The organism is Gilliamella sp. B2828, assembly GCF_026537125.1.
In the GTDB taxonomy this organism is placed as follows: domain Bacteria; phylum Pseudomonadota; class Gammaproteobacteria; order Enterobacterales; family Orbaceae; genus Gilliamella.
In genome coordinates this window covers 96,798-111,485 of sequence record NZ_JAFNMU010000003.1, presented here as the reverse complement: position 1 = coordinate 111,485, position 14,688 = coordinate 96,798, and the positions used below count along the sequence as shown (strand labels likewise).

The window sequence follows — 14,688 nt, the reverse complement described above, 5'->3', positions numbered from 1 at the left end:
TATTCAATTCAGTAGCTTTACTGATTGATAGGAATAAATATCACTGTTCATTCGTTTTTTAGCAGATTTTAACTTTACTATGAACCATTCTCCCGTAACTTTACGGGAGAATAATGATATTGGGAATTATTTGAGTTCTAACTCATTCATTGCAGCGATACTAAATCCACCATCGACGTGTACAACTTCGCCAGTAATACCTGATGCAAGGTCTGAACATAAAAAGGCTGCTGAATTACCAACATCTTCTATTGTAACCGTACGGCGGATAGGAGTAACAGATTCGCAGTGCGATAACATTTTTTTGAAGTCTTTAATGCCTGATGCGGCAAGTGTACGAATTGGACCAGCTGAAATTGCGTTAACACGTACTCCTTCTGGTCCCATGGCGTTTGCCATATAACGAACATTTGCTTCAAGCGATGCTTTAGCTAATCCCATTACGTTGTAGTTAGGAATTGCACGTTCAGCCCCTAGGTACGAAAGTGTCACTAATGCTGAATTTGGATTTAACATTGGACGACATGCTTTAGCCATAGCCACAAAGCTGTATGAACTAATATCATGAGCGATAGTAAAGCCTTGGCGTGTAACCGCATTAACATAATCACCATCTAATTGGTCACCTGGAGCGAAAGCGATTGCATGTACAAATCCATCAAATTTGTCCCATGTTTTTTCTAGTTCAGTAAAAAGCTCAGTAATGCTTTCATCATGTGCTACATCACATGGTAACACGATGTTAGAAGCAAAATCCGCAGCAAACTCTTCAACACGAGTTTTCAATTTATCATTTTGATAAGTGAAAGCTAATTCAGCACCTTCACGATGCATAGCTTTTGCAATACCATAAGCAATAGAACGATTACTAGCAACACCGGTAACAAGTATGCGCTTACCTACTAAAAATCCCATAAATTTTTCCTCTAATATTTTAGCTATATAGTTTAGGATGGTGATGATTATATGTTGATAAAGTAAACTTCGCCACAATAAATTTAGTTTTAATGATTTTGTTTTGGTGACTGAGTGACCAGCAAAATGTTGTTTATATCATCAATAGTTAATTATAATAGTCAACTATTGGTTTATTTAACTCGCGATGAAATTTTGAAAAACCTAATTTGTTATAAAATATCATCTGTTTGGTATGCTAAATCATTACCGCAATCATTTCATGAAAAACATAATATGCAAGTTGGTACTTGGGCTAAGCTTCATATCCTGGTAGGCAGTATAGATTTAGAAATATTAACAGAAAAAGGAAAAATACAATCGAAACATCATTATGATGTTTTCCATCAGCCTGCTTTTATTTTGCCTCAACAATGGTATCGCATCGCTCAGGTATCTGAAGATTTGCAATGCCAACTATCATTTTATTGTTTACCAGAAGACTATACTTTTAAAAAGTATCAAATGACTAAAACACATTCTGAAGTACTAGCGGCAAGCAAAATTATTCCGTTAGGAAAAGTATTGGATTTAGGTTGTGGTTCAGGACGTAATTCGCTCTATTTACAGCTAATTGGATTTGCTGTGACTGCCGTTGATAAATCCGAATTGAATATTAGTAATTTACACCAAATCATCAATGATGGAAATTTAAAGCACCTTAGTACAAAGGTATATGATATCAATCAAGCAAATTTAGAAGGCGAATATGATTTTATTCTTTCAACTGTTGTCATGATGTTTTTGCAACCTGAAAAAATCCCTAACATTATTGATAATATGCAAAAATTGACTAAATCGGGAGGGTATAATCTTATTGTCAGTGCCATGTCGACTTCTGATTATCCTTGTTCTGTTGGTTTTTCATTTACGTTTAAAGAAAATGAATTGCGAGATTATTATCAGGATTGGAAAATACTGAAATATAACGAAAATGTTGGGGAGTTACATAAAACAGATAGACATGGTAATCGAATTAAATTGAGGTTTGCGACTTTGCTAGCTAAAAAACGGTAATAATTACAGGATGGATCATCCTGTAATTTTTTACATTGATCAATTAATTGTTATTTAGTTTTTCACCAACAACAAACCAAGCTTTACGAGAGTTTAATAAATCTTGAGCTGACATCGGTTTTTTGCCTGCGGGTTGTAAAAGTGTCATATTCAATGCACCGTCGCTTGTTGCAATGCATATCCCTTGTTTGTCTGCTTGTAAAATAGTACCGACTGGTTGATTGTGGGATATTGTTATCACTTCTGATTGCCATACTTTTACTGGTTCGCCATTTATTTCAAAATAACTCACAGGCCAAGGATTAAAGGCACGAACGCATCGTTCAAGTTGCTGTGCCGATAAATTCCAATCAAGTTTAGCTTCTTGTTTAGATAATTTTTCAGCGTAAGTAACTTCTGATGGATTTTGTTTTTTGGGTTGAATTTTCCCATCGGTAATCAGTGTTAATGTATCAAGTAGTCCTTGTGGACCTAATTTCGCCAGTTTGTTATATAACGTTGCACTGGTATCATAAGGTTCAATTGGACAGGTGAGTTTATATAACATATCACCCGTATCAAGCCCAGCATCCATTTGCATAATCGTAATACCTGTTAAAGTATCACCGGCCCAACAAGCGCGTTGAATAGGAGCGGCTCCACGCCACCTTGGTAATAACGAACCATGCACATTTAAACAACCAAGTTTTGGGGCATCTAATACTAATTGTGGTAAAATCAATCCATAAGCTACAACAACCATAATATCAGCATTTAGATCAGTAATGATTTTTTGATTTTCTAGTGTTTTAAGTGTTGAAGGTTGATAAATCGGAAGATCATTTTCTAATGCCAATTGTTTAACTGGACTAGCTGTTACTTTGTTGCCTCGACCTGCAGGACGATCAGGCTGTGTTAAAACTGCAACTACATTATGATTAGAATCAATTAATGCTTTTAAATGAGTGGCTGCAAAGTCAGGCGTACCAGCAAAAATGATATTTAACGGTTTAATTGTCTGTTGCATAAGTTTTATATCCATAATAAAAAATAATGATTATAATCGAAATTTCATTGAGAATCTTTAAACAAAAAAAGGGGCTATTATTTGTTACAGAAAAACCTTATTTTCGTATAGCATTATGTTAAATTAAATTACGAGTAAAATGATAAAGGTATGTTACGATTGATCATACCTTCTTTTTAGCAATCTAATACTTTCTGTGTTAATTTCATTGCATCTTGATACAAGATCCCAAATCAAAACATTCGTTTTAAGCGATCAAAATACCATTCATTTTTAAAAAGGGAAAAATATAGGTACTAAAGCAATATCTACAATCATTACCAAAAAGGTTAAAGGAATGCCAACTTTAACAAAATCACTAAAACTGTATCCTCCTGGTGCAACTACCATGGTTTTAACTGGTGAAGAAACAGGTGTAATAAACGACGCTGATGTTGCAATGGCGACTGTCATAGCAAAAGGATAAGGTGAGTAGTTAAATTTAATTGCTAAATCAATCGCAATTGGAGCAATTAAAATCGCAGTTGCAGTATTAGAAATAAATAACCCTACCGTTGAGCACAATAAAAAGATAAAAGTTAATATCATATATGGACCAAAAGATCTTAGGTGAATTTCTAACCATTCAGATATTAGCGAAATTCCTCCCGTTTTATTTAAAGCTACAGCGAAAGGCATCATCCCAATAATTAAAATTAATGTTGGCCAATGAATGGATTTATAAGCATTAGACATGTCAATGCAACGAGTGGCTCCCATTAATAGACAGGCAATGAGCGCAGCAACTACATTCGGTACAATACCTGTAACCATTAATAGAATCATTATTGTTAAATTTATTAAAGCTGCGGGAGCTTGTGAACTTGCAGGTGCGATATCATCAATATCAGCAGGGTAATCCAAGACCACAAAATCATTAGTGCGTGTTTGCAGTTTCTGAATTGATCCCCAATCTCCACATACCAATAATGTATCACTCATTTCTAAACGTTCTTGGAATAAGTTATTAGTTTCAACTGGAGCATGATTTCGCCAAATACCAATTACTGTTAGAAAATATTTTCCTCTGAAATCTATTTCATTGAGTGTTTTACCACACAGTGTTGATTCCGGTAGTAGTGCGACTTCGGCCATACCTACTTCTTTAACTTGTTCAGAAAAATATTCACCTCGTAAAATTTTAGGTTCAAGATTGTTTGTTGTTAGAAATGTTCGGTAATCGGCTTCTGAATGCGACATATCCAATAATAAAATATCATTTTCACGAAATTCGGTCGAACCATTTACTGGTATTAATACTTTATGAAATTTTCGCCAACGTTCAATACCAATAACATTTACACCATGTTCAGTGCGTAAATGTAAACCATCAATAGTTCTTCCTACAAAAGGCGAACCAGCTAATATCTGTGCGCGGTGAGCACGACCAATCAATTTATAGTCTCGAATTAGATCAGTTATTTTTCTTCTTTGTGGTTGAATATTTGTTGGTGTAACTTGTTCTGCGGTAAGCAACCAATTGCGTGTTAATATACAATAAATAACGCCAACAATTAAAACACCAATACCAATTGGCGTAATTGAGAAAAATCCGAACTCTTCTAGTGTGGCACGACTTAGCTCACTGTTTACTACCAGATTAGGCGCGGTAGCGACTAATGTCATCATGCCACTAATTAATGCTGCAATACAAAGAGGCATCATTAATTTTTTAATATGAATACCAGTATGATTAGCAATACTAATAGCTACAGGAATAAATATAGCGACAACCCCTGTTGAGCTCATTACTGAGCCAAGTAAAGCGATGCCTAACATGATGCAAGTGATAATTCGAATATCATTTTGACCGGCTATTTTAAGAATATATTCGCTCATCTTGTATGAAATACCCGTTCTTACCAAGCTTTCACCAATAACAAAAAGTAGTGCGATTAAGATAATATTGGGATCACTAAATCCAGAGAGTGCTTCAGTAGGCGTTAACACCCCCGTCATGGTGATTGCTGTAATTGTAAGTAATGCAATTATATCCATTCTTAACTTACTAATTGAAAATAAGATAATGGCAATACATAGCAATATACAAACAATAATTAGAGGGTAATGTTGGGTTAAATAATCAGGCAAAAAAGCAGTAATAAATGACATTAAGCCATGCTCAGATGACAAATTTTTCACAAAAATAACTCAATGAGGTAGATTTTATTTTATACATAATACCTTGATTTATTGTAATAGGGAATATTTTCTATTGCTATTTATTCAACAATAATTGATCATTTATTACATTTTTAACATTTCTTGCTAATTTTTTATAACCTATTCGTATTAACCAAACTTTGGTGTAATTTACCGAAGTTAACTTATTCAACTAATAACCCTTTTTTAGGAGAAAATATGACATCAAAGAAAACAGTTGCGCAAATTATAGTTGATATTTTGGGTGAAGCTGGTGTTAAACATTGTTATGGTATTGTAGGTGATACATTAAATCAAATTACTTCTGCTATTGAAAAAAGTGATATTGAGTGGGTTCACGTTCGACATGAAGAGGTTGGAGCTTTTGCAGCCGGAGCAGAAGCTTATCTCACTGATCAAATTACGGCTTGTGCTGGTTCTTGTGGACCCGGTAGTTTACATTTCATTAATGGTATTTATGAAGCACAAAGAAATAGAGTTCCAGTCATTTTATTAGCTAGTCAATTAATTACTTCTCAACAAGGAAACGACTTTCCACAAGAAGTAGATTTTGAATCGGTTTATAAAAATTGTTCCGTATTTTGTCGGGAAATTAGTGATGCAACTCAAGTCAGAGAAATTACTACTGCTGCTATTCAAGCTGCTATTAATCGACGCGGTGTTGCTGTATTGGTAATTCCTTATAATATTAGTTTAGAGAAAGTAGAAGATAAAAGTGGTCATAAGATTTATCATCCTAAACCAATAATACGCCCATCAGATAAGGAATTAGCTGAAATCGCAGATATTATAAATAAAAATCAAAAAGTGACCATCTTTGCTGGTCAAGGTGTCTATGATGCTCATAATGAGCTTATTGCATTTGCCGAAAAAATAAAATCGCCTATTGTACATACCTCTAGAGGTAAAGATTTTGTTGAATATGATAATCCATACAATGTTGGTATGACAGGAATGTTTGGTGTTAAATCAGGAACTATGGCAATTAAAGAGTGTGATGTTCTTATTATGTTAGGTACTGATTTTGCTTGGTCACAATTTTATCCAAATCATGCCAAAATTATTCAAATCGATATTGATGCAACTCACTTAGGACGACGTCACCCAGTAAGTATTGGTGTTGTTGGTAGTAGTAAACCAACTTTAACTGCTTTGTTACCTTTAGTTAACGAAAAAAAAGATACTAAATTTTTAGAAACATGCCAGGCATTATATAGTAGTGCCATGAGTAAATTGAATAAGAAAGCATTGGCTTCCAAATCAACTATCCATCCTCAATATTTAACTGAACTAATTGATAAATATGCAACAGATGATGCCGTGCTCTGCGCTGATGTTGGTTCGGCTATGGTATGGGCTTGTCGGCACTTTAATACTAATGGTAAAAGACGAACCGTCATTAGTTTAAAACATGGTACTATGGCAAATGCCATGCCGCAAGCTTTAGGTGTTCAAAAAGCGTTTCCTAATCGTCAAGTGATCACCTTATCCGGAGACGGTGGCATTAGTATGTTATTGGGCGATCTATTAACGACAATCCAAGAAAAATTACCAATAAAAATTATCGTACTTAATAATAGTTCACTTAATTTTGTAGAATTAGAACAAAAAGTAGAGGGATTAATTAATCACTATACTGATTTACAGAATCCTGATTTTGCTAAAGTAGCTGAATCGATGGGGTTATTTTCAATAAGGGTTGATGATTCAGATCTACTTGAAGCAGCAATGCAATCATTTTTAACTCATGATGGACCAGCGCTTTTGGACGTTAAAACGAGTGCTGATGAACTTGTTATGCCCCCTGAAATTCATGCTTCGCAAGTCATGGGGATGGCACTTTACAGTATGAAAGCTTCTTTGAGTGGAAAAATTGGCGACGTAATGAATTTATTGGTTGATAACTTTATCAAAAAATAATTTATAATGTTATTATTAATAATCTTTGTCAAAAAGTTTCAGGTTAAGAATACATTTCAGTATATTTTTTACTGATCTCTGCCGCATTTTGCGGCAGAAGAACTCATTTAGAAACTTACTGCACCTTCTTCAGCAGAAGTTAAATTTTCACGAACGATAGAAAATAGTTCTCGCCCATAACCGAGATGTGAATTAGATAAGTCAAAGCGATAAGGCTGACGTTTAGCTAGATTGTTGCGTCTACTAATAATGTTATTTCTCCAGTTAGTCCATTAACTCTAATCATATCTCCATTTTTTATTTTACTTAGTAAACCGCCATCATAGGCTTCTGGTGTTACATGTATTGCTGCTGGCACTTTACCTGATGCTCCTGATAATCTACCATCGGTTAATAAGGCAATTTTATACCTTCGATCTTGTAAAACTCCCAAAGGTGTTATTAATTTATGCAGTTCAGGCATACCGATTGCTTTAGGGCCTTGAAAACGAACCACTACAACACAACTTTTATCTAAGTTGCCTGCTTTATAGTCATCATCTAATTCATATTGACTATTAAAAACAACGGCTGGAGCTTCAATGACCTGATGTTCAGAAGCAATAGCAGAAGTTTTCATTACTGCTCTACCAATATTGCCTGACATCACTTTTAATCCACCATGTGAGTTAAAAGGTTTTTTTATTGATGCAATTACATTTTCATCTAATGATTGATTTGGACCTTCTCAGAAAATGAGTTTTCCATTTTTTAATATTGGCTCTTTGATATAATGACTCAATCCTCGACCCATAACCGTTTCTACATCTTCATGTAATAAGCCACCTTTAAGTAATTCTCTAATTAACACTGAAGTTCCACCTGCAGCTTGAAAATAGTTAATATCAGCCACTCCATTTGGATAAATTCGACATAAAAGTGGTACTACTGTTGAAAGATCTGAAATATCGTCCCAATTAACAATTATGCCTGCAGCTTTAGCTATTGCGACGATATGCATTGTTAAGTTAGTTGAACCGCCTGTAGCAAGTAAGGCAATTAAGCCATTGACAATGACTTTTTCATCAACCATTTTTCCAATAGGCTTATAATAAGCTGATTGTTAAGTTAACCGAGTAATCTGTCTCGCTGCTGCATTGGTTAACTCGAAACGTAAAGCCGTTTCTGGGTTGACCAATGCAGCTCCCGGCAAGGGTAATCCCATTAATTCTATCACCATTTGGTTACTGTTTGCCGTTCCATAAAAAGTACAAGTACCACTAGAATGATAAGATGCAGCTTCTGATTCTAATAAATCTTCACGCGAGGCTTTTCCTTCAGAATAGAGTTGACGTATACGAACTTTCTCTTTATTTGATAGTCCAGAGGGCATAGGTCCAGCTGGTACAAAAATTGTGGGTAGATGACCATAGGTTAGAGCCCCAACTAATAAACCCGGTACAATTTTATCGCATATGCCAAGGTATAACGCACCGTCAAACATGTTATGTGCAAGACTAACAGCAACCGACATCGCAATGATATCTCAACTTATTAATGATAGCTCCATTCCTGGTTCACCTTGAGTTACTCCATCGCACATTGCTGGTATCCCTCCTGCGATTTGGCCAACTGCTCCAACTTCATGTAAGACTTTGCGAATTTGTTCTGGATAGAACTCATAAGGTTTATGGGCTGAAAGCATATCGTTGGAAGAACTAATAATAGCAATATTACTTTTTAAAATATTTTTTAGATCATTCTTATCATCAAGATAGCAGGCTGCAAAAGCATGTGCTAAATTACTACATGGCAATTTAGAGCGGGTAACTTTGTTAATCATCGCATCTTCAATTTTTTGCAGATAGGCTGTGCGAGAAGCTTTAGAGCGTTCAATAATTCGTTGTGTTACATTGTTGACAGTTGGATTCACATTAACCTATTGTATAATTTATTATTTTATATTCTATTTTTTGCGCTGGCATGTTGTGCTTATTAACTGTTGGGTATCATGCACAACCCCTTCTAAAGATTGTTCTATATTGACGGTATACACATCTTTTTCATCAACAGTGGGTTCTTCAAGAGTATCAAATTGCGATTGTAACATCCCTGTTTTTTGATAATGGTCCTTTCGTTTTGCTAAACGATCAGCAATTACATCATAACTACCTTTTAAATAGATAAAGTGTACATTTTCGTTTTTACCACGGATAATGTCCCTATATTTCCGTTTCAAAGCTGAGCAGATGATAATTGAAATATTATTAATGTTGCTCATAGCGAATGCCGCATTACTAATCAAATCAAGCCAAGGAAAACGATCTTCATCATTTAATGGTGTTCCACTACGCATTTTTAAAATATTTGCTTTAGGATGCAAAAAATCACCATCAAGAAATGCTGCATCAAGATTATATGAAACTTGCTTGGCAACTGCGGATTTACCACTACCAGAAACACCCATTAATATAAAAACTTGTTTTTTATTTTTCGTCACAGTGGCTCCTTAATATGCAAATTGTTACGGGTAACATTTTTGCATATTAAGTATTTTTTTCAATTTAAAAACCTTCTTTTTGTGATCGTGATCATACTTTTCTTCATAAACAAAAATAATTACAAGTTTGCGTTTTGATCTTTATTTAAAAAATAGATTTCGATCACAAAAATATAAAAGTCTATTTGCTTTTTAAATCGAAAGAAAATAATCTTTCGTTAAATATTTTGTTTTCGAAAGTTAAAAAAGTTAATAGAAGTACAACAATGGAGATTTAATATGAACAAGTGTCAGCTTATTTTCGAAGACAAGCTCAAATTTAACAATGAGCGAGAAGCATTAACGTATATTAGCGAGCATTTACAGCAGAAAAATATTGTAAAAAAAAGCCATTTAAAAGCATTAATTGAAAGAGAAGCCTTATTTCCCACAGGTATTGCACTTGATGGTTATGCTGTAGCTATTCCACATTGTGAGGCTCAACACGCTAATACACCTGCGATTTTTATTATTCGCACACAATGCCCAGTAGCTTTCAATCGAGCTGATGATGACGGTACAGTTGATGTTTCCCTTATTATTTCATTAGTTGTAACTTCCCCCGAAGCTCAACTTGATTTGTTGAAAGCGCTTTTTTCACATTTACAGAATAAAGAATTCTATCACTTCTTATTAAAAGCGCCACAAAATGAAATTATAGAGCATTTTAGTAAAGTGATATTTAATTAAAAAGTGAGTTAGGAGGCATTATGAAAAAGAAGATTATTGTTGCATGTGGTGGTGCGGTTGCAACATCAACTTTAGCTGCTGAAGAGATTAAAGATTTATGTAAAGAAAATAATATTGAGTTGGATCTTATTCAATGTCGGATTAATGAAATTAACACTTTTATTGATGATGTCGATTTAATTTGTACCACAGCAAGAATGGATCAAACTTTTGGTAACATTCCTATTATACATGGCATGCCTTTTGTTTCAGGTATTGGAATAGATCAGCTAAAAGATAAAATACTAGCGATATTAAAGGGATAAATCTATGTTTAGTGAAATTATGCAGTACATTTTGGATCTTGGTCCGTCAGTGATGTTACCCATTGTCATTATTCTATTTTCATTAGCGTTAAGAATGAAAATGGGAGATGCCTTAAAAGCAGGTATACATATTGGTATTGGATTTGTTGGTATTGGTTTAGTTGTCAGTTTACTAACAAGTTCTGTTGGTCCTGCAGCTCAAGCAATGGCCGAAAAATTTGATATTAGTTTGAATATTGTTGATGTGGGGTGGCCAGGAACTGCGCCGATGACTTGGGCTTCACAGATAGCCTTGGTTGCGATACCTATTGCTATCGCAGTAAATATTGTCATGTTATTGGCAAAGTTAACACGAGTAGTCAATGTCGATATTTGGAATATATGGCATATGACATTTTCTGGGGCATTAGTTTATATCGTAACGAGTTCTTATTGGTTAGGTATTACAGGTGTTATTATTCATGCTATTATTGCCTTTAAATTGGGTGATTGGTTTTCTAAAGATACTAAAGAGTTTTTTGAACTTGAAGGGATTGCTGTTCCTCATGGTACATCAGCTTATTGTGGTCCAATTGCTGTGTTTATTGATGCTGCGATTGAAAAAATACCGGGCATTAATAAGATTAATTTTAATGCTGTTGATATGCAAAAACGGTTTGGTGCGTTTGGTGAACCCGTAACCGTTGGCTTATTTATGGGCATTATATTAGGATTTTTAGCTGGATATGGCGTGAAAGAAACATTACAACTTGCTATTCAAACTGCTGCAGTAATGTTATTAATGCCACGTGTAATTAAGCCAATTATGGATGGTTTAACACCAATATCCAAACAAGCTCGCAAACACCTACAATCAAAATTTGGTGGACAAGAATTTCTTATCGGTTTAGATCCTGCCTTACTGTTAGGACATTCAACAGTTGTCTCTGCTAGCTTAATTTTTATTCCTCTAAGTATTTTCATTGCCATTATTTTACCAGGAAATGAAATTTTACCATTTGGTGATTTAGCCACTATTGGCTTTTTTATTGCAATGGGTGTGGCGATTCATCAGGGTAATTTGTTTAGAATCATTATTTCAGGTTCAATTATTATTGCTATCACGCTTTGGATCGCCACACAAATGGTCCCATTAACAACTCAACTTGCAATCAATGCCGATATTATTACTGATGATAATAGTATTAGTGTTGGGGCAATGGATCAAGGTGGTTCTCCAATTACTTATATGATGGTTCAGTTAGTGAACTTAACACAACCTATTGGCTTTTCTTTTATTGGATTATTTTACCTTTTTTGTCTATTTTTAACTTGGAAGCGAGCGAAAAAATACGAATTCTTTTTAAAAGAACAGCAAATAGTGCAGACAGATAAAATAAAAAATTAGTCTATAAGCCCTATAAATATCTGTAATTTTGTGACTTTCACGAAGTATCCGTGAAAATCATATTTCAAAATAATGTGATGACTAATTAAGGAAAATAAAATGAAAGCGGTTGTTGTCAATGAAGGGGGATCTCTATCTGTACAAGATATTGACATGCCCAAAATTACATATCCAGATCAAATTTTAGTAAAAGTTGCTTATAGTGGATTATGTGGATCAGATATTCCTAGAATATTCCATCATGGTTCGCATTTTTATCCTATCACGCTGGGACATGAGTTTAGTGGTACGGTTATTGAAATAGGCGATGGTGTAACTGAATTTGACGTTGGGGATTTAATTTCTTGTGTACCATTATTACCATGTTTTAAATGTGATGAGTGTCAAAAGCATTATTATTCACTTTGTAAAAATTATACCTTTGTGGGATCAAGAATAACAGGCGGTTTTGCTGAATATATTGTATTAAATAAAAAAAATGCATTTAAATTACCCAAAGGAGTAAATCTTCTTGACGGCGCCTTTTTTGAACCAATGACTGTAGGAATGCATGCTCTACTATTAGCTGATGGCTGCCAAAATAAACATGTCGTAATTGTCGGTGGTGGAACAATCGGACTGCTTGCTATGCTTTGTGCTAAGGCAATGGGGGCGAGCTTTATTGCTGTTTTAGATATTAATGATGAACGGCTGAATCTGGCAAAACGACTAGGTGCTGATGCTATTTATAACTCTAAAAATGTTAGTGTTGATGAGATTTATCAAGCCTTATCTCCTCAACGTTTTGAGCAAATCGTATTAGAAACAGCTGGTTCATCAATTACGGTTAGATTAGCCATTGACATTGCAGGTCCTAGATCTAAAGTGGTTTTAGTTGGTACTGTTCATGATGATTTTACCTTACCAGAAAAAACATTCGGGCTTATTTTACGAAAAGAGTTACAAATTTTAGGAAGTTGGATGAATTATTCTGCACCATGGCCTGGTAAAGAGTGGCTATTGGTAAGTCAGTTTTTTGTAGAAGGTAAGATAAATCTTAATGAATTGATAGCGGTGATTGCTGATTTTAATACATTTATTCAGGAAGTGATAAATTTAAATGGGCAACCAATGAAGGGTAAAATTTTATTAAATTGCAGTTAAAAGTTTGTTTCAAATTAGCTATGAAAAATGAAAGCTTATCTTTTGATTTTGTTTGTTATACACTGCTTAATAATTTTCGAAAAAGGAAATATTATGAATGCAAGTGAAAGACGTCAACAGATAATTGAACTACTCAATATGCAAGCAACGGTATTAGTAAGCGACTTATCGGAACAATATGAGGTTTCAGAAGTCACAATTAGAAAAGATCTTCGATTATTAGAAAAACAAGGTGAGCTAACACGATTTCATGGTGGCGCAACAAAAATCATCAATCATAGCGATATAAAGTCTTTTAAAGAGTTGCAGTTAGAAGAACGGTATCAGCGATTTATTGAAGATAAAAAACGAATTGCAATTGAAGCAGTCAAACATGTTAAACAAGGCGATACTATTATTTTAGATAGTGGTAGTACCACCATGTTGATAGCCGAAGAGCTGGTTAAATTAAAAAATATTACTGTTATAACAAATAGTCTTACCTCAGCTTTTATACTCTCTGATAATAGCGACATAATGATATTTATGTGTGGTGGGACACTTAGGCATAAAACCCGATCTTTTCATGGAAAAATTGCTGAGCAATCGTTAGAGGGCATTTCTGCTGATATTTTATTTGTTGGTGCAGATGGTATAGATGCAAAAAGAGGAATAACAACTTTTAATGAAGGGTACACAATCAGCAGTGTGATGGCTAATACCGCAAAAAAGGTGATTGCAGTACTAGATTCATCTAAGTTTGGAAGAAATGGCATCAATGTAGTTTTACCACTGAATAAGCTTAATACTATTATTACAGATATCAATGTTGATAGTAAATATAAGCAAGAATTTAGAAAACAAGGTGTTAGCTTAATCGCTGTTTAATATTTTTGTTGATAATTGGAAACCAGATTAAAGTAGACTTAATGGATCTAAATTTTTTAAAGATAACGAATTTCAGTTTATTTATTTAAGCATTGTTTGCATACTTACTTAAAATGAATCTTATCTAAAAAGTTGATCATTTAAAATGGTTGTTCCTCCCAACAATATTAATTTGTAGGTGAGAATATGATATTAACAATTACGATGAATCCATCGGTGAACTTATCATACCCATTAAATAAATTTATCATTAATGATATTAATCGGGTATCTAATGTAAAAAAGACGGCTAGCGGTAAAGGACTTAATGTTACCAGAGAAATTAAATTTTCAAATATATCCAAATATAATTAGGTAAAGATAACATTGATTATGATTGTTATATTACAAAGCAGAAATCAAGAAACTGTATTGCAATCTTATATGTAGGAAACCAAAACGAAATTTTAGAATCGGGTCCAGAATTCGATATACAGGAAGCTAATCTTTTTTAAAACACTATCAAACGTTGCTTGAAAAATCAGACCTTGTGACCATTTCAGGTTCATTATTTCAGGGTTTTTCCATCGATTTTTATGTAAGTTTAATTGAATAAGCTGCTAAATATCAGATTCTTGTTTTGCTTGTTTTTCTAAAAAAATGTTTCATGCATCGCTCATTTCAAAACATAAACCCTATT

At 34.1% G+C, this 14,688-nt stretch carries 11 protein-coding genes and 1 pseudogene; 7 read left to right on the top strand and 5 right to left on the bottom strand.

The features are described from left to right. Positions 1 to 126 precede the first annotated feature (126 nt). On the bottom strand, positions 127 to 915 hold the full coding sequence (fabI, locus tag J3U19_RS03960; protein ID WP_267345486.1) for an enoyl-ACP reductase FabI: 789 nt from the start codon (positions 913 to 915) through the stop codon (positions 127 to 129). Positions 916 to 1,041: 126 nt separating this feature from the next. On the opposite strand from fabI, the gene tehB reads away from it, so the two are divergent. Next, entirely contained in the window at positions 1,042 to 1,971 is a 930-nt protein-coding gene (gene tehB, locus J3U19_RS03955; RefSeq protein ID WP_416380251.1) for an SAM-dependent methyltransferase TehB, read from the top strand. A gap of 43 nt (positions 1,972 to 2,014) precedes the next feature. On the opposite strand, the gene fmt is transcribed toward tehB, so the two are convergent. Further along, positions 2,015 to 2,977, bottom strand: a complete 963-nt coding sequence (fmt, locus tag J3U19_RS03950) for a methionyl-tRNA formyltransferase (RefSeq protein ID WP_267340290.1) — start codon at positions 2,975 to 2,977, stop codon at positions 2,015 to 2,017. 273 nt (positions 2,978 to 3,250) lie between these two features. Next, a complete protein-coding gene (locus tag J3U19_RS03945; protein WP_267365734.1) occupies positions 3,251 to 5,128 on the bottom strand; it encodes an SLC13 family permease in 1,878 nt (625 codons plus the stop codon). A gap of 249 nt (positions 5,129 to 5,377) precedes the next feature. Here J3U19_RS03945 and J3U19_RS03940 point away from each other — a divergent pair, with 249 nt between their 5' ends. Continuing rightward, complete coding sequence (locus tag J3U19_RS03940) at positions 5,378 to 7,099, top strand: thiamine pyrophosphate-dependent enzyme (protein WP_267340294.1); 1,722 nt, start codon at positions 5,378 to 5,380, stop codon at positions 7,097 to 7,099. Positions 7,100 to 7,206: 107 nt separating this feature from the next. On the opposite strand, the pseudogene edd reads toward J3U19_RS03940, so the two are convergent. Both edd and J3U19_RS03930 read right to left on the bottom strand, forming a co-directional pair. Continuing rightward, a pseudogene (edd, locus tag J3U19_RS03935) lies at positions 7,207 to 9,011 on the bottom strand (phosphogluconate dehydratase). A gap of 33 nt (positions 9,012 to 9,044) precedes the next feature. Then, the gene (locus J3U19_RS03930; RefSeq protein WP_416380252.1) at positions 9,045 to 9,545 is read right to left on the bottom strand and encodes a gluconokinase, GntK/IdnK-type; all 501 of its coding nucleotides are present in this window, start codon (positions 9,543 to 9,545) and stop codon (positions 9,045 to 9,047) included. Positions 9,546 to 9,857: 312 nt separating this feature from the next. On the opposite strand from J3U19_RS03930, the gene gatA reads away from it, so the two are divergent. From gatA to J3U19_RS03905, 5 genes are all read left to right on the top strand, one after another. Continuing rightward, complete coding sequence (gene gatA, locus J3U19_RS03925) at positions 9,858 to 10,307, top strand: PTS galactitol transporter subunit IIA (protein WP_267340296.1); 450 nt, start codon at positions 9,858 to 9,860, stop codon at positions 10,305 to 10,307. Positions 10,308 to 10,327: 20 nt separating this feature from the next. Next, positions 10,328 to 10,612: a PTS galactitol transporter subunit IIB gene (gene gatB, locus J3U19_RS03920; protein WP_267340297.1), complete on the top strand. Its 285-nt coding sequence runs from the start codon at positions 10,328 to 10,330 to the stop codon at positions 10,610 to 10,612. A 4-nt stretch (positions 10,613 to 10,616) separates the two neighbouring features. Then, on the top strand, positions 10,617 to 11,999 hold the full coding sequence (locus J3U19_RS03915; RefSeq protein ID WP_267340298.1) for a PTS galactitol transporter subunit IIC: 1,383 nt from the start codon (positions 10,617 to 10,619) through the stop codon (positions 11,997 to 11,999). 99 nt (positions 12,000 to 12,098) lie between these two features. Next, positions 12,099 to 13,142 carry an alcohol dehydrogenase catalytic domain-containing protein gene (locus J3U19_RS03910; protein ID WP_267340299.1) on the top strand — a complete coding sequence of 348 codons (1,044 nt, stop codon included), beginning with the start codon at positions 12,099 to 12,101 and terminating at the stop codon, positions 13,140 to 13,142. Between the two features lie 93 nt (positions 13,143 to 13,235). Further along, a complete protein-coding gene (locus J3U19_RS03905) occupies positions 13,236 to 14,009 on the top strand; it encodes a DeoR/GlpR family DNA-binding transcription regulator (protein ID WP_267345483.1) in 774 nt (257 codons plus the stop codon). Positions 14,010 to 14,688 lie beyond the last annotated feature (679 nt).